Origin of the sequence: Geomonas azotofigens, from assembly GCF_018919395.1 — a bacterium.
GTDB classification, from domain to species: Bacteria; Desulfobacterota; Desulfuromonadia; order Geobacterales; family Geobacteraceae; genus Geomonas; species Geomonas azotofigens.
On sequence record NZ_JAHLME010000002.1, the window covers coordinates 999,987 to 1,022,307 of the forward strand.

Genomic DNA, 22,321 nt, shown 5'->3' on the forward strand with positions numbered 1-22,321 from the left:
CGCTCCTGTGCTTCACGTGGCCAGTAGCTCCTCTATCGCCGCCAGCCCGGGCGCCTGCGCCTGGCCCTTCTGGCGAGACAGCTGCAGCGCCACGTGGCCGAGGGCGCGGTAGATGAGCGCCAGCTCGGCGTCGAAGCTCTCCAGGGCGTCCAGTTGCCGCCCCACGACGCCGGCATCGCCCCGGGCGATGGGGCCGGTCAAGGCGCGGGCCGTGCCGGCGCGAAAGATGTTGTCCACCGTGCCGCGCACCAGCGGCTCCATGACCAGCAGCGCGGTCTCGCGCGGCACGCCCCCCTTCTGGTAAGCGCGGAGCCCCGCCTCCATGAGCGCGGTGAGGTAGTTGCAGACCAGCACGGAACCGGCGTGGTAGACGGTCTTGAAACGGGGGTCTATCTCGAAGATCTTCCCGCCGATGGCGCCGAACAGCTCCGCGAGGAGTTCGCGCGCCCCCGGGTCTCCCTCGATGCCGCACCAGGTCCCGGCGAAATCACCGACACAGACGGCGGGGTCGGCGAAGCTTTTCACCGGATGAACGCTCGCCACCCGCGCCCCCAGGGCCGCCGCGGGTTCCAGCACGTCGCTCGCCAGCGCGCCGCTTAGATGACACACCGTGGTGCCCCGGTCCACGAGGCCGGCGCGGCAAAGCTCCCCGACGCTGGCGGCAATGGCGTCATCGGGGCAGGCGACGAGGTACAGGTCGACGCGCTCGAGCCCGCCGAATTCGGCGACGGGACGCCCCGCCCCGATGAAATCGGCGGCGGCCCGCGCGCTGGAGAGCGAACGGGTCAGGATGTCCCTGAGCGCCGCGGCGCCCGCTTCATGCAGCAGGCGCCCGACGGTCTTGCCCACGGCGCCGCAGCCAATGATACTGAAGGTTTTCATCACGCTCCCCCTGGGTCGGCAAACCCGCTCAGGTTACGCTAAATCAAACGGGGGTGTCAACGGTACCGGCGGCGGGAAGATGCTCGGTTTCGAAAAGGATGAGAAAAACGCGGCTCAAAAAGAAGATCCCCCTCGGCAACGAGGGGGATCTTGGCGGCTGGGGCGGGCAGCGGCGCTTAGGGCTTGCCGTCCATGTTCAGGCTGTAATCGTCCCCCTCGACGCACTCGCTTTCCGCCTGGAGAAACGACTCCGCCTGGGGATCCCTGACAATCTCGACGACGCCGTGATTGGCGGACCAGATCGTCCCGCAGACGCTGCATTCCGTGATCCCCTCCTTGAAACCCTCCGAATGTAGGTTGGTGTCGACCTGCGCATGGTTCTTACATACCGGGCATCTCATGGCTCTCCTCCTCCCGCGGCAACTGCGGTCGCTGATCTCATGAGAGAGATTATGACGGCATTTCCCCGCGTGGCAAGTGACAATTATGCGCCTCGCCGCGCGGCCGTTGCCCGGCGAGTGTCAAGACCGGCGCACCTGCCGCTGATCGCCGCCCCCCCCTGTCACTGCGGCGCGGTCGCCCCGGCCGCCCCCTTCTTCGCGCGGGTTGTCTTGGCGCGGGGGACCACCGTGCGCCCCTTCCCCCTCCCCTTTGGCGCCTTCACCGGGGGATGGTAACTGGCCGGGTCGGCGGGATGGAGGTCGTTGAAGTGCGAGGAGATGATTTTCCTGACCGTGCCGTCGCTGAAGCGGATGGTGGCCCTGATGTCGTCGACCTCGACCACCTTGCCGGTACCCCATTGCTGCGCCATCGCATGACTCACCACGCTGCCGCGTTTGACGATCATTTCTTTACCCTCGCTGGTGACGTTTTTCGGTCCAGGGCGGACGCGTCGACACGCTCGGCCGGAAAGGTCGAGGCTGCTGGCTGCGAACTTGAATCGATTGTTGGAAAGACAGATCAACTGAACAAGAGATGTGACGACTGCTGCTGCAGGGAGCGACGCCCCGGAACCTGGGCACCATGAGAATATACACCGGAAACGGGAAATGGACAGCGGGACGGCAATTTTTCCGGCAGAAGCGTTACGGTCCCGGCGCCCGCCCCGACGGACCAACCTGGGCAGGAGGCGCAGCCGCCGGTTCGGCAAGCGGCCTCAGCTGGTCGGGCGGCACCTGCGGCTCACCCATGATGATGACAGCGGGTCCGCGCAACCTCTGCGGCCTGCCGGTGTCTCGCGAGCCGACCGCCCAGCGGTAGAGCGTCTTCGCGTCCATGAGCAGGGGCTTGGCAGGCTCCCCGTAATAGGCAAGCTGCATTTCCTCGTCCGTGAGCCCGATGCAGCCGTGGGAGGCGGGATAGCCGGGGAGGTCGCGGCCGTGGATCCAATAGGAGGTCCAGCCGTCGTCCTTCTTGTCCACGTAGAAGCGCAGCCCGTAATGCATCGGGTAGGGGCGGTCCGTCCCCTCCACCGGGAAGAGGCTCGACTCGTGCACCGGATCGACGGAATCCACCCGGTAGCTGCCGTTCTTGAGGCGGTACTCCTCCACCCCGACCGCGACCGGGGCCGAAAAGACCAGGGTGCCGAACTCGTAGGCTCCCAGGAACATCTCGTTCTGGTCGATGAGGATCAACTGCGGCTCCTTCTCGGCCTCGTAGTACAGGGGGGGCATCGGGTTGAACTCCTTGATGTCCTCCATGTGCTTGGGGACCTTGACCGACATCCCGGCCAGGAAATGGCGCCGGTCCATGCGGTTGAAGCGCAGGCCGTCGCGCCACTGCTTGCCGAAGATCTTGTAGGGGGAGTCCTTGCTGGTTACCTTGACGCAGTCCCACTCGTACAGGTAATCGGTGGGATAGTGGATCTCGCACAGGGATCGGATCTTGTCGGCCGCGGAACAGGGGAGGCTGGTGATGAAGAGGAGAGTCAGCAGGGTGCAGAGTATGCGCATCAGGGGTTTCATCGCGCGCCTCGTTCCTTGGCCAGTGAAGCGGCTGGCCGCCGGCTGGAGACGTCTTCATTGTAACAGACCCCCTCATGAAAGTAAAAGGGAGCGCCGACTCATCAGGCGCGGGCAGCTTCCCCCCTAATCGAACGAAAAAGCCCCGCGGCCTGGGCCGGGGGCTTTCGTCGCTTTCGTAGATCCGCCGAGTCGTCAGACGGTCGAGCGGAGCAGGCGGTTCACCTGGCCCCAGCCGCCGTGCGCGCCCGTTGCCGCCATGAATTCCTTCACCGCCGGCTTCATCTCCTTGGCGATCCGGCTCACTTCGTCGTTCAGGTGGAAGACCCCTTTTCCGGTCACCACGTCGCCTTGGGCGCTGGCCGTCAGGGAGAAACTGAAGCTCCTGCTGGTGAGTTCGGCCGCGTCCCCCTGGTAGCTCAGGGAAAGGCCGTCCGCGCCGGCCTGGAAGGTGGCCGACTGCTGTTGCATGGAGACGTGGTCGTACTGGAGCTGGAGGTCGAAGCCCACCTCCTTGCCGTCCCTGGTGGCTATGGTCCCGCTGTACGACAGGGACGCTGACTGGGCGGCAAGGTCCGTCTCCTGGTAGCTCAGCTGCTGCACGCTGCTGCCGGTCACCTGGTTCAGCAGGCCTCCCAGCATGCGCAGCGTGGTGTCCGATGCGGCGGAGGAGTCCGCCTTCGTTTGTCTTGACGATGCCAGCGCCTCGTCCGAGACCGTTACCTGGTCCTTGCCCGGCTGGACCGGGTTCGTGGTGGCTGAGGTGGAGGCGCTTGCCTTCGGTGTGGCGGCAAGGGGAAGAGCGGTCGCATTACGCGCGGTCGAAATTTCCATACCTTATCCTCCTTACTGTTTTGAGCCATACCATGCGTATCGGAAGAACCGGACACCGGCTTGAACACTTTACCACGCGCCCCCCTTTTCCCTCCGGGAGCAGGTCCCCGAAGGGCAATGAGGGCCTTGCCTCGAAGGGGCGCATCGCTCATCGCAGCGCCCTCACCCCCGCCCCTCTCCCGGAGGGCGAGGGGAGAAAGCCAGAGCGGCTCAAAAAAAAAGCCCCGCCGACAGTGAACGTCGCGGGGCTTTGTCGTTTCGGGGTCGGACTATGCTGCTGTTACGGCGGGCACTGCGCGCACATCGATTTGAAGAGGTTGGTGCTCAGGTAGCGGTCGCCGCGGTCGGGGAGGATGACCACGATGGTGCCGGATTCCAGCTCCTTGGCCAGTTTCAGCGCTCCGAAAACGGCGGCCCCGCCGGACATGCCGCAGAAGATGCCGTGCCGCGCGGCGAGGAGCCTCGCGGTCTCGAAGGCATCGTCGTCCTCCACCACCAGCTTTCTGTGGTAGGCGTTGGGATCGTAGATCGGGGGGACGATGGCCTCCTGCATGTTCTTGAGCCCCTGGATCTTGTGCCCCAGCACCGGCTCGACCCCCACCACCTGGACCTTAGGCGCGGTCTCGCGGAAGTACCGCGACAGCCCCATGAGGGTTCCGCCCGTCCCCATGCCCGCGACCATGTGCGTCACGCCGCCGCCGGTCTGTCGCCAGATCTCGGGCCCCGTGGTCTCGTAATGGGCCAGCACGTTGTTGGGGTTGGCGTACTGGTTGGGCATGTAGTACTTCCCGGGATGCTCCTCGAAGATCTTGTGGGCCAGCCGGATGGCGCCGTCGGTCGCCTCGCATCCGGGGGAGAGAACGATCTCGGCGCCGTAGGCCTCCAGCACGCTGCGGCGCTCCATGCTGACGCAGGCCGGCATCACCAGCTTGATGCGGTACCCCCTGGCGGCGGCGATCATGGCCAGCGCGATGCCGGTGTTGCCCGAGGTGGGCTCCAGGATCACCTTGTCCACCGTCAGCTCCCCGCTCCTCTCGGCGGCCAGGATCATGTGGCGGGCCGGGCGGTCCTTCACCGAGCCGCCGGGGTTATTCCCCTCCAGCTTGGCCATGATCCTCACGGCCGGGTTGTCACAGAGTGAGTCGATCTCGATGAGCGGCGTCGAGCCGATGGATTCTATCAAGCTTTGCCCTTTCAATGTGCGCCTCGCTTTCAATCAGCGTATCAATCTATACCGGTTTGCCGGATGGGCAGCATAGCACGGCAGCTCTTCAATCAACAACCGATTATTTCGGCATCTTCATCCAGTCGCCAGCTCCGGCGGGCGCAGCCCATGGGGAAAAGCGGCGACTCCTATTTGCGCTTCGCGGTCTGGCGTCCGGATGCGGTGCCGTTCCCCTCCCCCCAGGACGAAATCCAAGCGAAAGTCGTGATGGACTAGCCGGCTCGTTTTTGTGTTTTACATTCCGTAAACAATACCCTATATTCCTCGAACTGAGTTAGACTTGGGGGCGGAATGAAGCGGATTGTTGTAGCGACGATTTTGTGCGTCGTTTTGTGTATGCCGGCTTTTGCCGATGAGATAAAAATCGAGGGGGGCGGCACGGCGATCAATACGGTCTTCCTGCCGATCCAGAAAAGATACGAAAAGACACACGGCGACTACCTCACCATAGTGCAGTCGTCGGCGGTAAAGGGGCTCATCGCCCTGAACGAGGGGAAGGTGGACATAGCGGCGGGCGCGCACCCGCTGGAGGACATCGTCGCCGGCGCGGCCAGGGATGGGGTCGTCATAGACGCTGCCAGGTTCGTCTCGACCCAGGTCGGCGACAACGAGCTCGTGGTGATCGCCAACCGCGACAGCGAGGTCTACCGCCTCTCCAAGGAGCAGCTCAAGGGAATTTTCACCGGCAAGATCCGCAACTGGAAAGAGGTGGGGGGCAAAGACCTCGCCGTGACCGTGATCTGGGGGAAGGAAACGGAGGCGCAAAACGTCCAGTTCACCCGCATCGCGCTGGACGGGGAGGCGGTCACCGCCGCCAGGCAACCAGCCACCACGTACCGCAACATCGCTGAAACCGTGGCCCGGCTGTCGGGAAGCGTCGGCGTGGTCTCCCACGAGATGACCACCGCCGCCACCCGCTCCATCGACACCATCGCCATCGCCAGCCCGATCTACGCCATCACCAGGGGGAACCCGAGCGCCAAGGTGAAATCGGTCATCGACTTCTACAAGACCGAGTACGGCTTCCTGCAGTAGCCTTCCCACCCGGGCGGCCCTCCCCGCACTCCCGGCCGTTACCGTAACGGCTCACCTTCACGCCGACGCGAAAGAGCGCGGTCCGCGGACCAGCTCCCGCCCCCGCCTATCAAAAGCGCCAGCGCCATCCCCACCACCAGGATGTGGTACTCGAACCCTTCTCCGGCCTGCTTGCCGGTCCAGTTCATGAAGAACCCGTTGTGCAGGTGCACCAGCACCGCGGCCACCACCATCTCGCCCGCCAGCACCAGGGCCGCCACCCTGGTCGCGAGCCCGGCGACGAGCAGCAGCGGCCCGACGAACTCGGTCAGCACCGCCATCAGGCCGAAGATGTAGGGGATCCCCATCATCTTGGTGAACATGTCCATGGTGCCGGAAAACCCGGCACCGCCGAACCACCCCAGCACCTTCTGCGCGCCGTGAGGGAACATCACCAGCGCGAGGAACAGTCTCAGGACCGCCAGGCTCGCCGTATTCTCCGTTGCCAACACTCTCGCCCACATAACGCCTCCCGTCTGGCACAGTTAAAGACCGTCAACGATACCATTATCACCGCAACCCGCAAGTCGACCGCCCCCCCCTGCGTCGTCCCGGCACCGCCTCTCACATGATCGCCTGCCGCACGGGATCAAACGCAGAAACAGGCTATGTTACGCAGCCTTACTCATAAAGCCAACCTCATCCACCAGTGAAGGACCAATATCAAGTGCGTTGGCCATTGAAAGCCTCAAATGTACATTTTATAGTCACCATGCACACTAGAAATTCCTATGCAGGGTGATATACGTTTGGCGCTTTTCCAGATCAAATCGACCGCGAACACAGTGAGCAGCATGATGAGCGACTCCCAAACACAGTACCAGGCGTCGCGCAAACAGAAAACTCCCCTCGCGTTGTTTCCGCCCGGAACAGCTGCTCCAGCTGACCACGCGCCTGCTGGGGGGCTGACGCGACGCCCCGCCTCCCAACTCCGTTCCAATCGCCGGTAAACGCTCTTTTACCGGCTCTTTTTAATTTACATGTCATAAATATTCACATATATTTTCCGCCATCGACCGAACCACGGCAATGGGAGGGAACGAATGGCACAAAACGCTTCCGCGTTTGAGCAATACCTGAAGGGGCAGAACATCACCCTCGAGACGAACCGCCACGAGGACAACACCCTGTACGTGATTCACGAGAATCTCGAAGAAGTGGGTCCTGTTTCTCTCATGACGCTCTTCAACGACAGCGACAGGTATGTTACCCTTATCTGCTACAAGTATTTCGCGTTCCCGCCGGAGAAGAAACCGGCGCTGCTCGAGATGATCAACACGCTCAATGCCGAGTACACCATGGTGAAGTTCGTGGAAACCGGGAACGCCCTCTCTATCCAGGTGGTGGTTCCCTTCCATGACAACTTCTCCAGCGAAGTCATCGTCGACATGGTGGCCCTCATCTTCCGCGCCATGAAGGAAGAGCACCCGCGCATCCTGAAGGCTCTGCAGTAAATCACGATCCGCCCCCGATACCGCCTTCCCCCTCCTCGGGGGGGCGGTATCGGGGGCGGCTTTCGTCGTCAATGGTCAGTCGTCCATTGTCAATTGCCGTGCTTATCTTGTTTTTATGTTCCGCACTACCACGAGCTTCGATAGGAAACCGACCGCCCCCGGAGGAACATTGATATGGAGAAGGTCTCTTTTGTAATCGACGATGCGCTGGCCGCCATCATCCGGGCGCCGCTGGTGACGCCGTTTCGCATCTCCACCGGTCAGCACGACGAGCTGGAGAACGTCTTCATCAGGCTGCGCGCCAGCGACGGCGCCTGCGGCTATGGAGAGGCGGCCGTCGCGACGCACATAACCGGCGAGACCGTGGCCGAGACCCTTGAGAACCTGCAAAGCGCGGCATCGGCGCTGCGCGGGCGCAGGATCACGGACCCCGCCGCCGTCTGCCGCGAGTTCGCCCCGGCCTTCGCCGGCAACCACGCCGGACTGGCCGCGCTTGAGATGGCGCTGCTCGATCTCTGCTCCCGGGTGCGGGGGATCCCCTTCTACCAGCTGTTCACCCCGGTCGCCGGGCAGCCGCGGCTCACCTTCAGGACCGACATCACGGTGGTGATCGGCACCGTCGAGGAGGCCCGCGCCACGGCGCGGCAATACGCGGAGCGCGGCTTCAGCGCCTTCAAGATCAAGATCGGAAAAGACGAGGAGGAGGACCTGCGGCGCATCCTGGCGGTGCGGGAAATGGCGCCGGGGTGCGAGCTGATCCTCGACGCCAACATGGGCTTCAGCGCCGACCGGATGCTCGCCTTCCTGGACCGGCTCGACGCCAAGGAGGCGCGCCCGCTCCTCCTGGAGCAGCCGGTCCCGAAACAGGACTGGGAGGGACTCACCGCGATCACCGCCGCGCTGGAGGGAAGCGGCACCCTGGTCTGCGCCGACGAGAGCGTCGGCTCCTTCGCCGCGGCCCGGCGCGCCGTCGAAAGCAACGCGGTCAGCGCCATCAACATCAAGTTCATGAAAAGCGGCATCCTCGAGGGGGCCGAGATCGCACGGCTCGCCGCCGCCAACGGCAAGCGGCTCATGCTGGGGGCCATGATGGAAAGCGCGCTGGCCATCACCGCCTCGGCCCACTTCGCCGCCGGCCTTGGCTGCTTCGACTTCATCGACCTCGATACCACCTTCTTCCTCAAGGGGGAACTGGCCCGCTCGCCGTACCTCGATGACAGCGGCAGGTTCGACCTGACCCGGGCGGGAAGCGGCATCGGGGTGGCGCCGGAACTGCCATGATCACCCACCCGCTGCTCATCGTCCTCTTCCTGCTCTCGGTCGAGGCCCTGGTGCTGTGGCTGTCGCGCCACGAGCGGACCGCGCGCTACTTCGACCTCCTCCCCGCGGTGTTCTGGATCTACTTCCTCCCCATGCTGGCGGCGACCTTCGGCGTCATCTCCACCGAGAGCCCGGTCTACGGCCTGATCCGGACCTGGCTGTTGCCGGCGAGCCTGGTGCTGTTATTGCTGCCGGTGGACGTGCGGGCGATCCTGAGGCTCGGGCCGACCGCGCTGGCCATGTTCTTCATCGGCGCCGCCGGCATCATCGTGGGGGCGGCGGCCTCCTTTGCCCTGTTCCGGCCGGTGATCGGGCCCCAGTTCTGGTCCGGCTTCGGCGCCCTGTCCGGGTCGTGGACCGGGGGGAGCGCCAACATGATCGCGGTGAAGGAGGCGCTCGCCATCCCCGACGCGGTCTTCGCCCCGATGGTCATCGTGGACACCGTGGTCCCCTACCTCTGGATGGGATTCATGATCGCCATCGTGGGGCTGCAGCCCGCCTTCGATCGCTGGAACCGCTCCGAACGCGGCGTGCTGGAGCACCTGGGGGAGCAGGCGGTGCAGCACCTGGCCAGCAAGGGTGGGCGCAGGACGCTCGGCGGCATCGCCGCCTCGCTTGCCATCGCGCTCGCCGGCGGTGTGCTGTCGCACCTCGTGGCCGGGCAGTTGCCGCAGGTCCAGGACGTGATCACGCGCTACACCTGGACCATCATGCTGGTCACCGTGCTCGGGATCCTGCTCTCCTTCTCGCCGGTACGCAAACTGGAACGGGCCGGGGCCTCCCGCACCGGGTACGACCTCCTCTATTTCGTGCTGACCGCCATCGGGGCCAAGGCCTCGGTGGCCAGCATCGGCTCGGCGCTCGTGCTCATCGCGGCCGGGCTTTTGATCGTGGCGATCCACGCCGTCTTCCTGCTGGTGGGGGCGCGGCTTTTGAAGGCGCCCATGTTCCTGGTGGCGGCCGCGAGCCAGGCCAACGTGGGGGGCGTCGCCTCGGCGCCGGTCGTGGCCGAGGTGTACCATCCCGGCCTCGCCTCGGTGGGGCTTTTGCTGGCCATCCTGGGCAACATCGTGGGGACCTGGCTCGGCATCCTGGCGGCGCAACTTTGCCGGCTGGTAGCGCCATGATAAGTCTGCGGCGCCTGAAACTGCTCCTGTCCGGAGCGGAACTCCTCTGCGCCGCGGTGTCGCTCGCGGCCGCCTGGCAGGCCGAGGCCGCCATGAACAAGAGCGGGCTGGGCGACCTGGAACGGTTCGCGTTCTGGAACAGCATCGTGGGACTCACCCTGATGCTGTTCTTCCTGCTCTGGGTCGCGGCGCTGCTGCTCGCGCTGTTCACCAGGCAGCGGCAACAGTACGCCAGCACCGGGCGCTACTGGCTGGACCTGGTTCCCGACGTGCTGTGCCCGCCGGTTCTCCTCGGCGCGGGATGGCTCGCATTCATGCTGCTCCAGTGAGCACGATGAGGTTCGCACATGCACATGGTTAGGCTGCTACTCTTGGTGTTTTCCCTGCTCTGTCTGACGGCGACGGCTTCGCACGCCATGTGGCCGGTCTACCACGAGTCCGCCTTCGACGGCAGGGTGCTCGACCTAGACACCAAGCAACCGGTGGAGGGAGCGGTGGTGGTCGCCATCTACAACAAGAGGTCGATGGGCGCCGGGAAGGGACAGTCCTCCACGGTGATCAACATCAAGGAGGCGCTCACCGACAGGGAGGGGAAGTTCCACATTCCCTCCTACACGACCATCCTGGCGCAGCCGTTCACCCGGCAGGACCGCACCACCTTCCTGGTCTACAAGCCCGGTTACGCCAGCGTGCTGCTCCCCCTCAAGAACCACTTCACCGGGAAAACGACCGCCGACCGCGAGCTCTCCCCCTGGTACGACCCGGTCCTGAGCGGCAAGTACAAGATCAGGCTGCGCGGCGCCGGCATCGTGGAACTGCCGAGGCTCGCCACCAAGGACGAGCGGCTCAGAAACCTGCCGGCGCTGCCGGACCAGCTGGAGAACCTGGGCAAGCAGAAGAACCTCACCAGGCTGATCAACGAGGAGCAAAAGGAGCTGGGCGAGCCGGCGTTCGACCCCTACAAGGTGCGCCAGAACCTGCTGGCGCCCCCCAAGGGGCAGAAGTAGATGAAACCTGGCTGCACGCTCGCGGGGCTGCTCCTGGCCGCCCCTTCACCATCCAGACCATAACCCGGATTCCCTGACAGCGGCACCGACCATCGATGAGACTATTTCTTTTTTGCCGGCACCTGGCCACCCTCTGCATCGCCCTTTTGCTCCTCGCCCCCCTCTCCCCGCCGGCGCTGGGCGCCGACACGACCAGGCTGCGCGCCCTGGCCCTCGATTTCGACGCGCTCAACACGCGGATCCGTGACAACGAGGTGGGCAAGGCCGAGGCCCGGCAACGCTTCACCGGGCTGGTCCGGGCGTTGTCGCGCGAGTACCGCACGGCGGGGGGCGTGGACTACCCGGTCGAGAGCTGGTGCTTCCCGCTCAAGGGGTACGGCTACCGCGCCATCGGCGGACGCGGCGACGGCTACCAGAAAGGGGGCTACGACTACTTCGCCGGCAACCGGCACAGCGGCCACCCCTCGCACGACATCTTCATCCACGACCGGAGCCAGACCGGCCTCGACGACCGCACCGGCCGGCCGGTGCAGGTGCTCTCGCTGACCGGCGGCGTGGTGGTCGCCGCGGAAACACAGTGGCAGCCCGGCAGCCGGCTGCGCGGCGGGAACTACCTCTGGATCCTCGACCCGGCCACGCAGTCGCTGGTCTATTACGCGCACAACGGCGCGCTGCACGTGGAGGTCGGCGACCTGGTACGTCCCGGCGACGTCATCGCCGAGGTCGGCAGGACCGGCCTCAACGCCTACAAGAAGAGATCGCCCACCCACCTGCACCTGACCGTGCTCTCGGTCGCCGACGGCCTCCCCGTCGCCAGCAATCCCTACCGGACACTCTTAAAGACTAAATTGACTGAGTGATACTTTCTCTGGAACTTTTTCCTCACTATCGGGTAAAATACTGCTCGACACAGCGCACAGAGGAGGTGTCCCGATGATCTCAGCACTTTCGGCATACAAGGCGATGATACTGGAGTCCGCCAACGGCAAGGCATCGGCCAAAGATAAAAGCGCCGCTGCAGCCGCCTCTGTGCCTGTCGGCAGCGAGGAAAGTTCCTCAGCCGATGCCGACCTGGTCAACATATCCACCTCCCAGGACGTGTTCAGCGCCGTCGACAGCTTCTTCAACCTGGGCGCCTCCAACCGCTTCGACGCCTTCCACAAGCTCTCCCCGCAGGACAAGGAACAGTTCGTACAGATCGTCGCCGACCTGGCCAAGGCGGGCTACATGGGATACGAGGAGCTCGTGGTCAACCACAAGGTCGAGCGGCACGACCTGGAGAACAAGATCGGCGACCAGCGCATCCGCGGCGCCAGGGTCTACGACAAAAGCCACGGGTCCAAGCACTGACCCCGGCCGCTCCCCCCCCCTGAAACGCGCCCTCTCAATCGGGCGCCGGCACCAGCTCGCTGCCGCATCCCTCCCACAGTCACGTCACCATCCCGTGGTCTCCCGACACTGTCTCAAGCCGGTCATCTGTCTCTCATCGCTGTGCCCCCTCTGCTGTTCTAATTCTTCACTGCCTGCGCGCCAGAGGGTCGCCCCCGCGCCTCCCGACGCCCAGACCGTGCAGCAGGCGATCAACACCATCTTCCAGAACGCCTGGACCACGTTCCAAAACGCCATCGCCGCCAGCAACGGCGACATCACCGCGCTCAAGGCAACCATGGTTACCGGGGGCCCTTTTTCATTTACATCACCCACGTCTCGACCTATATTCTCCCCACCCTTGCACCTAATCCCCCCGAAGTTACGCCGGCGTTGCCGGCGCGCCCGGAGATTGCCATGACCGAGAAACGAGCGACCGTCTACCTTGCCTCCCCCCTGGGCTTCAGCCGGGAGAACAACCCGTACCGTGAGCGGATCAAGGAGCGCCTCGCCCGCCTCGGGTGCAGCGTCTTCGACCCCTGGGAGCAGGAGGAAGTGGCGCAGCGGATCGAGCAGGCGATGTCCATCGAGGAGGGGGACGCGCGGGCGAGAGCGGTCCGGGAGGCGGCCCGCTTCACCGGCGCGGTCAACGCGCGGGGACTCGAGGGGAGCGACCTGGTACTGGCGGTCCTGGACGGCACCGAGCCGGACAGCGGCACGGTGGCGGAGTTGGGCTACGGCGCCGGGATCGGGAAAAGGTGCTACGGCCTGCGCACCGACTTCAGGGACTGCGGCGATTTTCCCGGCGTGCCGCTCAACCTGCAGGTACTCCACTTCATCGAGGAGAGCGGCGGCCGGCTGTTCCGGAGGATCGAGGAGATCGAGCTGTAGGAATGCCCTCCCCCCTTTGGGAACGTGTTCCCGACGGGCGGGCCTGCCGGCCGCAGCCTGGTCCGCGAAGGGGGGCGCGCTCTGCACGCCGCTGTCATGTCGCCCGTGGCAACGCCCTCCCCCTGTCCCTCTCCCAAAGGGCGAGGGGACCGTGGACGCGTGGCACGAACCTCGTGCATGTGCTTTAGATATTGACAGCGCTCATCGTTGCGGCTAGCTTGGCGGACCATGAGCGATACCGACCACGATACCAACCTCTCCAGCCAGTACGGCTCCCCCAACCATCGCCAGAGCATCCAGGTGCTCACCTGCTGCGTCATCGGCTTCATCTGCTTCCTGGGAGCCTACATGCGCATCCCGGTGCTGCCGCTTCTGGCCAGCAGCATCGGCGCCGGCACCGCCCAGATCGGCCTCATCAACGCGGCCTTCATGCTTTCCGCCGGCATCCTCGCCGTCCCCTCCGGGTTGCTCTCGGACCGCATCGGCATCAGGCCCGTCCTCATCACCGGGCTCGCCCTGATGAGCTGCGCCTCGCTCCTGATCCCCTTTTGCTACACGCCGCTCTTCTTGGGCGCCGTCTACCTCATCTTCGGCATGGGGCTCTCCGCCTTCACCCCCACCATGATGTCGTCCGTGGCGAGGGTCGTGCCCCGGTCGCACGTGGGCCGCGCCTACAGTTGGTACACCACGGCCGTCTACCTCGCCATGACCTTCGGTCCGGCCAGCGGCGGCTGGTTCGGCCGCGCGCTCGGCATCAGGGAGGTCTTCTTCGTATCGGGAGGCCTGATCGTGACCGCCCTGGCTGCGGTCCTTCTCTTCCTTCCGGCGCGGGGGGAGCAGCCCCACGAGGAGCACGCCGAAGAGCTTCCCGCCGGCATCCTCGGGAACCGCCGGCTCATGGCGGCGCTATTGGGAACGCTCGGCGGGTGCTTCGGTTTCGGCATGTTCATCTCCTTTCTCCCCCTGCACGCCCGCGCCCTGGGGCTCAACGTCGGGCAGATCGGCATCATCTTCGCGGCGCAGGCCCTCATGAACGTGCTCTTGCGCATCCCCTTCGGCCACCTGAGCGACCGGGTCGACCGGGGCGTCATGTCCGGCATCGGTCTCGTGCTCTGCGCGCTCGCCGTCGGCGCGGCGGGCCTCGCCCACGGCATGGCGGCCCTCCTCGTCTGCGCCTGCATCCTCGGGGGGGGCATGGGGATCGGTTTCACGGCGCTGAGCGCGCTGGTGGTGGTCGTGATGCCCCCCAGGCAGCGAGGTCTCGGGCTGGGATTGTACAACAGCTGTATCTACCTCGGCATGATGCTGAGTTCCGCCACCATGGGCATGGTCATCAAGGCCGCCGACTTCGCCACCGGCTTTTTCAGTGCCGGCGCCGTCACTTTTATCCTGGCCGCACTTTTCTCTTATCTATACCGTGATAGTATGTTGAGTCTGAAATTGAAGGAGCAACAGGCACGATAACCGATGAGAAAGGACCGAGCATGAAGCAGTACCTGGAAGCGACTGAGTACATCGATTGGCGGCACGCGGCGGTACTTGAACAGGCACGGCGTTTGACGGCGGGTGGAGGGAACCAGACAGAGATCGCCAGACGCTGTTTCGAGTTCGTCCGGGACGAGATCAGGCACAGCTGGGACCATAAGCTCGGCCCGGTTACCTGCCGCGCCTCCGACGTGCTCGAGCACGGCACCGGCTACTGCTACGCCAAGAGCCACCTGCTGGCCGCCCTGCTGCGCGCCAACGGCATCCCCGCCGGCCTGTGCTACCAGCGCCTGTCCCTGCACGACGGCGGACCCCCCTACTGCCTGCACGGCCTAAACGCCGTCTGGCTCCCCGACCACGGCTGGTACCGGATCGACCCGCGCGGCAACAAGCACGGCATCGACGCCCGTTTCGCGCCCCCCGACGAGCATCTCGCCTTCTCGATCAGCGAGCGTCTGGAAGCCGACCTTCCCGAGATCTGGCCCGAACCGCTGCCGCTGGTTACCCGCGTCCTCACCACGCACAAAACCATCTCCGAGGTGTACCAGAACCTTCCCGACGTCGAATTGGTGGGGAGTTTCGGCTCGGAGACCATTACCTTCTGAAAGAGGAGCACGCGATGAAGAGAAGACGGATGCCGACGCCATCAGCGCCGAACTGCTGAAGACGCTCCCCAAGCGGAGCATGGCCGAATGGATGGTGAGCTACAACGTGAAGAGCCGCTACCTCGCCAAGAAGTAGCGGCATCTGCAGATTTGAAGCCCGAAGGGGCGGCCATGACTGGCCGCCCCTTCTTTTAGCAGGATAAAAGGGAGAAAAGGGGACAGGCAAAAATGTAGCCCGTCCCCTTTTATGTTACGTTGAAGCGATCCGCGTTTCGAGGTCCATACGCTTATGCAGCACGCGGACAATCTCCACGCCGTCGGACAGTTGGCGATAGAAAATCACATGACCGCCGACACTGAACTTGCGGTATCCGCTCCGAATATCACTGCAGTCCTTCCCTTTGTGAGGATTCGCAGCCAGCTGTTGAAAGCAGGAGTCCAGTAGTGCCAAGTACTTGTTGCGTTGCTCTCGCCCCCATTTTAATTGGGTGTACCGCGCAATCTCCGTGAGATCGGCAACGGCCTTCTGCGTGAGGGTAAACCGGGGCTTCAATCAAGGCCTTCCTGGTCAATTGAGGCGATCAGTTCTTTGAGGGAATAATCTGCCGGTCCGCTTTCTTCCCCTTCTATAAGTGAACGGCGCAATAACGAAAGTTTGGCTTCTCTCTCTTCTAAAAGCCGAAGCCCGGCTCGGATTGCCTCGCTTGCCGACCCGAAGCGGCCATTGGCGATTTGCTGCGTGATGAATTTTTCGTAGTGTGCGCCGAGAGTGACGCTGGTGTTTTTTGACATGGGGCACCTCGATGCTGTCAGAGCTGTACCAATATATAATATCTACCGGTACACCGTCAACTGAGGTCAGTAGCCATTATCACCTGAATTCCAGCTTGTAGTACAAGTCCACGCCGGACTCGGAGCCGCTCTGGGTCTCGATCTGCAGGCGCTTGAAGATGTCGTAGCGCAGCCGGAACAGGTTCTGCCCGGTGATCAGGGACCGGCCGTAGCTGAGGTAGAGTTCAGGCGTCAGGTACTTGCCGACCGAGAAGACGGACTCCCCGGCGGTGGGCGTCTTGGCGGATATGGCGCCGGTCGGGGTGGTGGCGATCTCCTTGTACCCCATGCGGCCGGTAGTCGAGGTGTCGACCTGCTCAAGCCCCAGCGTGCTCAACCCGAGCCGGTCCTTGATCTGCTCCTGCAGCGACTCGGACTTGCCGAAGGAGAAGAGGCCGGCGGCCGCGGTGGCGAGCGCCCCCCCCTGCTCGTTGCTGCTCCCCATGGGGTGCCCGAGCACCATGTAGGCGAGGATGTCCACCTCGGGCATGGTGGGCTCGGAGTAGAGTTTCACCACCGGCGCGTTCAGGAAGCCGCCCACGGTGACCCCCGCCTTGACGTCCCCCACCGTGCGCAGGGCAAGCACGTCCAGGGTGGGACGGCTCACCGGATCGTTCACGTAGTAGATCCGCCCCCGCACGATCTCGAGATCCATGCCGTAGGCGCGGTAGCGCCCCTTGACCACCTTGATCTCACCGGAACTCTCGATCTTGTCGATCCCGTTCAGCACGAGGTCCATGCTGCCACCGAGCTGGGCGTCGATGCCGGACGCCTCCACGCGCACCTTGTCCCCGAGCACGACTTTCACCTTACCCTCCACGAGCAGCGGCATGCGGGCCTCCTTCCCCTTGGGAAGCGTACCCTCGAAGACCACGTCCTCGCTGGGCGCGACCACGTGCTGCGCGGGGGAGCCGGAGATCAGCATCTCGGGGACCCCGATCCCGCCGTTGACAGTGGCCTTGCCGGCGTCGCCCGAGATGGTGAGCTGGGGCGAGGTGTACATGGTGAGCTCGGGGAGGTACACGGTCTGGAAACGCTGACCGCTCAGGGTGCCCCGGTAGTCCCGCACCTGCCACCCATTGAGCCTCATCAGGAGGTTCCCGACCAGCTCCCCGCCGCCGGAGAGCGCCTTCAGCCGCTCGATGCGCAGCTCGTCGCGTTCCAGGCGCGCCAGAAGCTGCACCCCGGTGAGGGTGATCCCCGCACTCGGGAGATAGGCGCCGGCATCGGCAAGCTCCAGGGTCCCGGTGACGGCCGGGTCCGACCAGGTGCCCCCCGCCCTGAGATCGACGCTGACGGTGCCGCGCGTCTCCTGCACCACCCCGGGGAAGAAGGCGGTGAGAAAGCCGTGCTCCTGCAGCTTTCCGGAAAGGGCGCCGCGCACCGCCCCGTCCTGGTTGGGAACCACCGGGAGCCGGGCCGGGATCGGGAGGAGGAAGTCCCCCTTGGCCTCCCCGTAGTCGGCGAGGGAAAGGTCCAGGTTGCCGGTCAGGTTTTCGCCGCGCCAGGCGAAGTCGAGCAGGGCCGAGCGGATGGCGGCGCTCGCCTCGCCGGTGCTCCCCTGCCAGCGAGCGCTCCCCTGCGAGAAGCCGGCCTGGCCGGCCACCTCCACCCGCCTGCCGGGGAGGAACCTCCCCTTGGCGCCGCCGTGGAGCTCCCCCTGGAGATCCATGGTGCCCGGGAGCCAGGGGCGCAGCAGGGCGGGCTTGATGTCGCTCCACTCGACGCTGAAGTCGCCGGTCTCGGGGAGCGTGGTGCCGGCGGGTGAGTCGGAGGCGAGCGCCGCCCGGAGGCTGCCGCCGGTGTCGAGCCACAAATCGGCGGCGGCGCGGGTCCCGCCGCCGTCGGCGGCGACACGCAGGGTGAACTGGCTGCCGATCACCTTCTCCCCCTGGGAGCGGTAGGCCCCGGTGGCGTCGGCACTGCCGCGCAGGACCAACGCCGCTTTCCCGGCATCGTGCCGCTCGAAGGAGAGCTCGGCCCGGTCGATGGAGGCGTCGAACTCGTCCCCCTTGGCCCGCCAGAGTACCCGGCCGCCGGCAAGCGCGGTTTGTCCGGCCAGGTCCATGCGCCGCCCCGGCCGCAGCCGCCCCTTGACCCCGCCGGTGAGCCTCCCCTCCAGGGTCAGTTCGGGGGAGAGGTAAGGGCGCAGCAGCGCGACGTCGAGGTCTGACCAGGTGAGGTCGAGAACGCCGCGCCGTGGCAGCGCCAGGGCCGCAGGCTCATCGGAATGGAAGGTGAGGTGGGCGCTGCCGGCGCCCTGCTCCAGCGAGAGGTCGACGGCCGCGTCGCTTCCTCCCCCCCCTCCCCGCACGGTGGCCGCCACGCGGGAGAGTCCCACGCGTTTGCCGTCGGCGACCACGGCCCCGCTCGCTTCGGCACGGGCGGTCACGGTGGCGCGCCCGCCGGGGGCGAGCCGCAGGTCGAAACTGCCGGAAGAGGCGCCGGAGAGTTCCCCCTTGGGGAGCCAGACCCCGGCCCGGGCCAGGTTGAGGCCGCTCCAGCTGCCGGTAAAGGCGCCCGAACGGTCGCGCTCCAGGTGCCCGGCCAGTTCCAGCCGCTCGCCGGGGGCCCCGTCGATCACCAGCGGCGTGGTGCTGAAGCGCCCCTCTCCCACGGTGAGCCGCGCCGGTGCGGCGAGTGCGAAGGGCGCCACCCCGTCGTTGCCCGAGAAGCGGGAGAGTTCTCCGCGCCAGACGCCGTCGGCGTAACCTCCCGAGGCGGCGAGGTCGACCTTGGCCGGGCTCGAGATGATGTGCGCCTCGAGGGTGTGCCGCTTCGAGGTGCCGCTGAGCGCGAAGGTGGCGCCATCCACCGAGAGTGCCCCGGCCCGCACCGCGCTCGCCGTCCCGCGCAGGGATACCGGGTAATCCTTCCCCTCACCGAGGCTTGCCCGCAGATCGACGGCACCGGCCCGGACGCCGCCCACTGCCAGGCCGCGCCCACGGGCGGCGGCCGAACCGGAGAGTATCCCCTCGCGCCAGCGCAGCCAGCCATCGGCGGTGGCGGTGCCGGCGCTCCCGGGAAGGAGCCGCGACAGGTCGGTCACGTCGGCGACGAAGTCGAAGCGCCGGTCGGGTTGGCCGCTACCCCGGAACCGGAACCCCTTGCCCGCCAGCACGAGGCGCCGCACGGCGATTTCCGCACCGACGAAGCTACCCTCCAGCTCGCCGGTCACGTCCCGCCCCTTGAGCCTGCTCTCGAGGAGCCGCGCCTGCACGTCCCCCCGCACCGCCCCCCGGTCCCGCTGCCCCACCGTGCCGGAAAGATCAAGGTTCACTGCCCCCTGCCAGTCGGCGGCGAGCGCTTCCGGGTCGAGGCCGCGCCCGGAGAGCTTCCCGCTCACCTGCCAGCCGCGGCTCCACTCCACGTTGAGCGCGCCGCGCACGCTCCCCTTGAGCCACTTGCCCGAGAGCGGGTCCAGGCGCACCCCGTTCTTGTCCCCACGGTAACGCGCGGCGAGCCCCATGCTCTCCCAGCCGGGACCCTGGTTGGTGAGGGAGAAGGTGCCCAGGTAGCGGGAGGGGCTTCCCGAGAAGGTGAGATCGCCGTTGATGAGCGCGGGATGGTCGAGCTCCCGTTCGAGATCGAGGTTGTCGGCATGGAGGGCCAGCGCGAAGAGCGGTTCGTCCTTGGTGAGGGTCATGCTGCCGTTGCCGGTGAGAACGCCCCGGCTTCCCGGGCGCAGCAAACGGAAATTCCTGAAATTGAAGCCGGTAGGGGTGACGCCGAGCTCGCTGGCGAGCTCCAGGCGGCGAACGCCGCCGCGGCCGCCGGAGAGGGTTACCGGCCCGGCCAGCTGCTCGGGCTGCCGCCCCGGCTCCAGGCGCGCGTGGACCGAGAAGGCGTCGAGGTCGGCCGTCGGCCGCGAGGGGACGAGGCGCAGGTCGAGTCGCAGCGAGGGGCGCCACAGCCCGGCGCTGAGTTCGCCGGAGGCGCTCCCCTGGGCCGCCGAGACGCTCCCCCCGGAGATGGTGAGCGCCCCCTCGCGCAGGGTCAATCCCGCCGCCAACTCGCTCAACAGGAACGGTTCATCCGTGAAGTGGCGGTAGCTCATCCCCCGCAGGCTGAAACGCTCCACCCGCGCCTCCAGGCGCCGCAGCGTCTCGCTCACCTGCGGCCAGCGCAGTTGCGGTGCCTTGGCGACCAGCGGCGTGTCGTCCTGGATGCGCAGCGCGGTGAGGGAGAGATCGTGCACCAGGAGCTTGCCGTGCAACAGGCGCGCGGGCTCCCAGTCGAGGTCCAGCCGCTCCAGTTGCAGCACCACCTTGGGCCGGTCCAGCCGCACCCCGGTAAGCCGCAGCCGGTCCCAAAGCCGCCCGTCGACCTGGCGCACCGAGACCTTGGTGCCGGAAAGACCGACCAGGGTGGTCACGGCGAAACGGGCGCCCGAACTGGTGTCGAGCAGCCAGAAGAGCCCGGCGGCCGGGGCCACCACGAGCCCCAGCAGGGGAAGCCCTATGTAGAGCGCGAGCCGCTTCAAAATTCAAACCCCACGGTGAAATGGATCCGGACCGGCGGTGAGTTTGGCGCGAGCGGATGGGCCAGGTACAGGTTCAGCCCCCCCACCGGGGTGTAGTAGTGCGCCCCCACCCCCACCCCCTGCTTCAGGTCGACGTTGCCGAAGTTGTTGAAGGCGTTGCCGATGTCGTCGAATATCGAGACGCCCCAGTTCTTGAACAGGGCCCGCTCCAGCTCCACGCTCCCGACCAGCAGGTGCTTTCCCCCCACCACCCTGCCGGCCGCGTCCCTGGGACCGAGGCTTTGGTAGGCGTAGCCGCGCACGCTCTGGTCCCCGCCGGCGAAGAAGCGGATCGAGGGGGGGAGCTCGGCCAAGGGATCGGTGAGGACGCTGTACCCCGTGTTGGCGCGGGCGTGGAAGGTGAGCCGGCCCGGAATGGGGACCAGCACGCTGGCGTTGCCGATGGCCTGGACCAGGCCGGTGTCCGACCCGAAGTACCGGTGGGCGCCGCGCAGGTCCACCGAGACGCGGTAACCGCTGGTCGGGCGCACCAGGTCGTTGAAGCGGTCCTTGGAGAAACGAAAACCGGGCAGCACCAGCCGGGACTGCGAGCTCGCGTTGGCCACCTTGTAGTTCTCCTGCTGGATCTTCAGGTACGGGGTAGCGATCTCGCCGCGCCCCAGCCCGAAGTTGCGATCCACCTCCATGGCCGCCAGCCGGGTTTGATAGGTGGAGACGGTCTCGCGCTGCAGGTTGAGCTGGATCGAGGTCGAGCTCCTTAGATCGCTCGCGCTGGGCATGGTGTAGCGCCCGGCGAACCCCTGCAGCCGCTCCGCGACGTAGAGGCTCAGGTCGAGGTCGTTCCCCTCGTGGGCCAGGTTGAGGTCCCGGTAGTGCACCGAGACCCGGCCGCCGGTATCGGTGCCGTAGCCGATGCCCGGACGCAGGGTGCGGCGCGGCGCGCTGGTGAGGCGCACCAGAACCGGGACCTTGTGCTCCTTCGCCTCCTCGCGCTGCGGCGTCACCACCACCTGCCTGAAGCGCTCGGAGTTGGCGAAGTTCAGTTGCGTCTCCCCGAGCTTCGCGTAGGAGAAGGGATCCCCCTCCTTGAAGGCGATGAACCGTTTCAGGAAAAGATCGGGGTAATCCGTGCCCCCCTCGATGCGGGTGCCGTCGAAGTAGTAGCGGGCGCCGGTGTTCAGGGTGAGCAGGATGCGGGCCGTGGCGAGATCGGGGGAGATCCGGATCTCGTGGCGGGGGAAGTCGGCGTCCAGGTACCCCAGGGCCAGGGCCTGGGCCTGCAGGGAGCTTTTACCCCGCTCGTAGTCGGGCTGCAGCAGCGCCTGCCCGGTGGCGACCGGGAACGAGGCGGCCTGCCGGCGCAACTCCTTTTGCTCCGCCCCTTCCCCCTCGAGCTTCAGGTCGACCTCGACCACCCGCACCGGTTCGCCCGGATCGACCACCACCTCCACCCGGCTCTTGCCCCCCCTCTCTTCCCGCACGGTCGCGGCCACCCTGGCGCGGTAGTAGCCGTAGGGCTGCAGGGCGACCCGCGCCTTATCCGGCGCCTGCCGGGCGAAGCGCTCCAGCCAGAGCCGATCGATCTTGCCGTCGCGCACCAGGCCGTGCGGCAACTCCAGCGCCCGGCGCACGTTGTCGAGCGGGTCCCCCTCGATGCCGGACACGTCGACCCGCACCGGCTCGGATGCGCCAAGGGACGCGGCCGGGCAGGCGAGCCAGGCGAGGCAGAGGGCAAGACGGAGGTATGTAACGAGGGTTCGAAACATGAGGCACC

At 66.0% G+C, this 22,321-nt stretch carries 22 protein-coding genes; 11 read left to right on the top strand and 11 right to left on the bottom strand.

Annotation, left to right across the window (positions count from 1 at the left end; genetic code table 11):
- Positions 1 to 12 precede the first annotated feature (12 nt).
- The 6 genes from KOL99_RS09430 to KOL99_RS09455 form a co-directional block, all read right to left on the bottom strand.
- On the bottom strand, positions 13 to 882 hold the full coding sequence (locus tag KOL99_RS09430) for a Rossmann-like and DUF2520 domain-containing protein (protein ID WP_216510191.1): 870 nt from the start codon (positions 880 to 882) through the stop codon (positions 13 to 15).
- A 176-nt stretch (positions 883 to 1,058) separates the two neighbouring features.
- Positions 1,059 to 1,283, bottom strand: coding sequence for a hypothetical protein (locus KOL99_RS09435; RefSeq protein WP_216510192.1), 225 nt, complete (start codon positions 1,281 to 1,283; stop codon positions 1,059 to 1,061).
- Between the two features lie 161 nt (positions 1,284 to 1,444).
- The gene (locus KOL99_RS09440) at positions 1,445 to 1,729 is read right to left on the bottom strand and encodes a DUF3553 domain-containing protein (RefSeq protein ID WP_216510193.1); all 285 of its coding nucleotides are present in this window, start codon (positions 1,727 to 1,729) and stop codon (positions 1,445 to 1,447) included.
- Positions 1,730 to 1,967: 238 nt separating this feature from the next.
- Positions 1,968 to 2,846 (bottom strand): L,D-transpeptidase, encoded by an 879-nt coding sequence (locus KOL99_RS09445; protein ID WP_216510194.1) that lies wholly within the window; start codon positions 2,844 to 2,846, stop codon positions 1,968 to 1,970.
- A 192-nt stretch (positions 2,847 to 3,038) separates the two neighbouring features.
- A complete protein-coding gene (locus KOL99_RS09450; protein ID WP_216510195.1) occupies positions 3,039 to 3,677 on the bottom strand; it encodes a hypothetical protein in 639 nt (212 codons plus the stop codon).
- 280 nt (positions 3,678 to 3,957) lie between these two features.
- Positions 3,958 to 4,875, bottom strand: coding sequence for a PLP-dependent cysteine synthase family protein (locus KOL99_RS09455; protein ID WP_216510196.1), 918 nt, complete (start codon positions 4,873 to 4,875; stop codon positions 3,958 to 3,960).
- Positions 4,876 to 5,193: 318 nt separating this feature from the next.
- Between KOL99_RS09455 and KOL99_RS09460 the strand changes: the two genes are divergently transcribed.
- Positions 5,194 to 5,937, top strand: a complete 744-nt coding sequence (locus KOL99_RS09460) for a substrate-binding domain-containing protein (RefSeq protein WP_216510197.1) — start codon at positions 5,194 to 5,196, stop codon at positions 5,935 to 5,937.
- A gap of 38 nt (positions 5,938 to 5,975) precedes the next feature.
- Here KOL99_RS09460 and KOL99_RS09465 read toward each other — a convergent pair whose 3' ends face one another.
- Positions 5,976 to 6,440, bottom strand: a complete 465-nt coding sequence (locus KOL99_RS09465; protein ID WP_216510198.1) for a DoxX family protein — start codon at positions 6,438 to 6,440, stop codon at positions 5,976 to 5,978.
- 579 nt (positions 6,441 to 7,019) lie between these two features.
- Between KOL99_RS09465 and KOL99_RS09470 the strand changes: the two genes are divergently transcribed.
- The 10 genes from KOL99_RS09470 (at position 7,020) to KOL99_RS09515 (ending at position 15,233) form a co-directional block, all read left to right on the top strand.
- On the top strand, positions 7,020 to 7,430 hold the full coding sequence (locus tag KOL99_RS09470; RefSeq protein WP_216510199.1) for a YbjN domain-containing protein: 411 nt from the start codon (positions 7,020 to 7,022) through the stop codon (positions 7,428 to 7,430).
- Between the two features lie 174 nt (positions 7,431 to 7,604).
- Positions 7,605 to 8,711: a dipeptide epimerase gene (locus tag KOL99_RS09475; RefSeq protein WP_216510200.1), complete on the top strand. Its 1,107-nt coding sequence runs from the start codon at positions 7,605 to 7,607 to the stop codon at positions 8,709 to 8,711.
- Positions 8,708 to 9,877, top strand: a complete 1,170-nt coding sequence (locus KOL99_RS09480) for a DUF819 family protein (RefSeq protein WP_216510201.1) — start codon at positions 8,708 to 8,710, stop codon at positions 9,875 to 9,877. The genes KOL99_RS09475 and KOL99_RS09480 overlap by 4 nt, the downstream gene beginning before the upstream one ends.
- Complete coding sequence (locus KOL99_RS09485; protein ID WP_216510202.1) at positions 9,874 to 10,206, top strand: hypothetical protein; 333 nt, start codon at positions 9,874 to 9,876, stop codon at positions 10,204 to 10,206. Before KOL99_RS09480 ends, KOL99_RS09485 begins: the two co-directional genes overlap by 4 nt.
- Before the next feature lie 18 nt (positions 10,207 to 10,224).
- Complete coding sequence (locus tag KOL99_RS09490; protein WP_216510203.1) at positions 10,225 to 10,884, top strand: hypothetical protein; 660 nt, start codon at positions 10,225 to 10,227, stop codon at positions 10,882 to 10,884.
- 95 nt (positions 10,885 to 10,979) lie between these two features.
- Positions 10,980 to 11,744: a M23 family metallopeptidase gene (locus tag KOL99_RS09495; protein WP_216510204.1), complete on the top strand. Its 765-nt coding sequence runs from the start codon at positions 10,980 to 10,982 to the stop codon at positions 11,742 to 11,744.
- A gap of 73 nt (positions 11,745 to 11,817) precedes the next feature.
- Entirely contained in the window at positions 11,818 to 12,234 is a 417-nt protein-coding gene (locus KOL99_RS09500) for a hypothetical protein (RefSeq protein WP_216510205.1), read from the top strand.
- A gap of 435 nt (positions 12,235 to 12,669) precedes the next feature.
- Positions 12,670 to 13,143, top strand: a complete 474-nt coding sequence (locus tag KOL99_RS09505; protein WP_216510206.1) for a nucleoside 2-deoxyribosyltransferase — start codon at positions 12,670 to 12,672, stop codon at positions 13,141 to 13,143.
- A gap of 228 nt (positions 13,144 to 13,371) precedes the next feature.
- Positions 13,372 to 14,607 carry an MFS transporter gene (locus KOL99_RS09510; protein WP_216510207.1) on the top strand — a complete coding sequence of 412 codons (1,236 nt, stop codon included), beginning with the start codon at positions 13,372 to 13,374 and terminating at the stop codon, positions 14,605 to 14,607.
- A gap of 20 nt (positions 14,608 to 14,627) precedes the next feature.
- A complete protein-coding gene (locus KOL99_RS09515) occupies positions 14,628 to 15,233 on the top strand; it encodes a transglutaminase-like domain-containing protein (protein WP_216510208.1) in 606 nt (201 codons plus the stop codon).
- A gap of 250 nt (positions 15,234 to 15,483) precedes the next feature.
- On the opposite strand, the gene KOL99_RS09520 is transcribed toward KOL99_RS09515, so the two are convergent.
- The 4 genes from KOL99_RS09520 to KOL99_RS09535 all read right to left on the bottom strand — a co-directional run bounded on the left by KOL99_RS09520 (position 15,484) and on the right by KOL99_RS09535 (position 22,313).
- Complete coding sequence (locus KOL99_RS09520; RefSeq protein ID WP_216510209.1) at positions 15,484 to 15,786, bottom strand: type II toxin-antitoxin system RelE/ParE family toxin; 303 nt, start codon at positions 15,784 to 15,786, stop codon at positions 15,484 to 15,486.
- Positions 15,783 to 16,025 carry a type II toxin-antitoxin system ParD family antitoxin gene (locus KOL99_RS09525; protein WP_216510210.1) on the bottom strand — a complete coding sequence of 81 codons (243 nt, stop codon included), beginning with the start codon at positions 16,023 to 16,025 and terminating at the stop codon, positions 15,783 to 15,785. Before KOL99_RS09525 ends, KOL99_RS09520 begins: the two co-directional genes overlap by 4 nt.
- Before the next feature lie 79 nt (positions 16,026 to 16,104).
- A complete protein-coding gene (locus KOL99_RS09530) occupies positions 16,105 to 20,547 on the bottom strand; it encodes a translocation/assembly module TamB domain-containing protein (protein WP_216510211.1) in 4,443 nt (1,480 codons plus the stop codon).
- A complete protein-coding gene (locus tag KOL99_RS09535) occupies positions 20,544 to 22,313 on the bottom strand; it encodes an autotransporter assembly complex protein TamA (RefSeq protein ID WP_216510212.1) in 1,770 nt (589 codons plus the stop codon). The genes KOL99_RS09530 and KOL99_RS09535 overlap by 4 nt, the downstream gene beginning before the upstream one ends.
- Positions 22,314 to 22,321: the final 8 nt, after the last annotated feature.

Excerpts from the sequence above, each read along its gene's own strand:
- KOL99_RS09430 (WP_216510191.1), bottom strand. The coding sequence starts at position 882 with ATGAAAACCTTCAGTATCATTGGCTGCGGCGCCGTGGGCAAGACCGTC.
- KOL99_RS09435 (WP_216510192.1), bottom strand. The coding sequence starts at position 1,283 with ATGAGATGCCCGGTATGTAAGAACCATGCGCAGGTCGACACCAACCTA.
- KOL99_RS09440 (WP_216510193.1), bottom strand. The coding sequence starts at position 1,729 with ATGATCGTCAAACGCGGCAGCGTGGTGAGTCATGCGATGGCGCAGCAA.
- KOL99_RS09445 (WP_216510194.1), bottom strand. The coding sequence starts at position 2,846 with ATGAAACCCCTGATGCGCATACTCTGCACCCTGCTGACTCTCCTCTTC.
- KOL99_RS09450 (WP_216510195.1), bottom strand. The coding sequence starts at position 3,677 with ATGGAAATTTCGACCGCGCGTAATGCGACCGCTCTTCCCCTTGCCGCC.
- KOL99_RS09460 (WP_216510197.1), top strand. The coding sequence starts at position 5,194 with ATGAAGCGGATTGTTGTAGCGACGATTTTGTGCGTCGTTTTGTGTATG.
- KOL99_RS09465 (WP_216510198.1), bottom strand. The coding sequence starts at position 6,440 with ATGTGGGCGAGAGTGTTGGCAACGGAGAATACGGCGAGCCTGGCGGTC.
- KOL99_RS09470 (WP_216510199.1), top strand. The coding sequence starts at position 7,020 with ATGGCACAAAACGCTTCCGCGTTTGAGCAATACCTGAAGGGGCAGAAC.
- KOL99_RS09475 (WP_216510200.1), top strand. The coding sequence starts at position 7,605 with ATGGAGAAGGTCTCTTTTGTAATCGACGATGCGCTGGCCGCCATCATC.
- KOL99_RS09480 (WP_216510201.1), top strand. The coding sequence starts at position 8,708 with ATGATCACCCACCCGCTGCTCATCGTCCTCTTCCTGCTCTCGGTCGAG.
- KOL99_RS09485 (WP_216510202.1), top strand. The coding sequence starts at position 9,874 with ATGATAAGTCTGCGGCGCCTGAAACTGCTCCTGTCCGGAGCGGAACTC.
- KOL99_RS09490 (WP_216510203.1), top strand. The coding sequence starts at position 10,225 with ATGCACATGGTTAGGCTGCTACTCTTGGTGTTTTCCCTGCTCTGTCTG.
- KOL99_RS09495 (WP_216510204.1), top strand. The coding sequence starts at position 10,980 with ATGAGACTATTTCTTTTTTGCCGGCACCTGGCCACCCTCTGCATCGCC.
- KOL99_RS09500 (WP_216510205.1), top strand. The coding sequence starts at position 11,818 with ATGATCTCAGCACTTTCGGCATACAAGGCGATGATACTGGAGTCCGCC.
- KOL99_RS09505 (WP_216510206.1), top strand. The coding sequence starts at position 12,670 with ATGACCGAGAAACGAGCGACCGTCTACCTTGCCTCCCCCCTGGGCTTC.
- KOL99_RS09510 (WP_216510207.1), top strand. The coding sequence starts at position 13,372 with ATGAGCGATACCGACCACGATACCAACCTCTCCAGCCAGTACGGCTCC.
- KOL99_RS09515 (WP_216510208.1), top strand. The coding sequence starts at position 14,628 with ATGAAGCAGTACCTGGAAGCGACTGAGTACATCGATTGGCGGCACGCG.
- KOL99_RS09525 (WP_216510210.1), bottom strand. The coding sequence starts at position 16,025 with ATGTCAAAAAACACCAGCGTCACTCTCGGCGCACACTACGAAAAATTC.
- KOL99_RS09535 (WP_216510212.1), bottom strand. The coding sequence starts at position 22,313 with ATGTTTCGAACCCTCGTTACATACCTCCGTCTTGCCCTCTGCCTCGCC.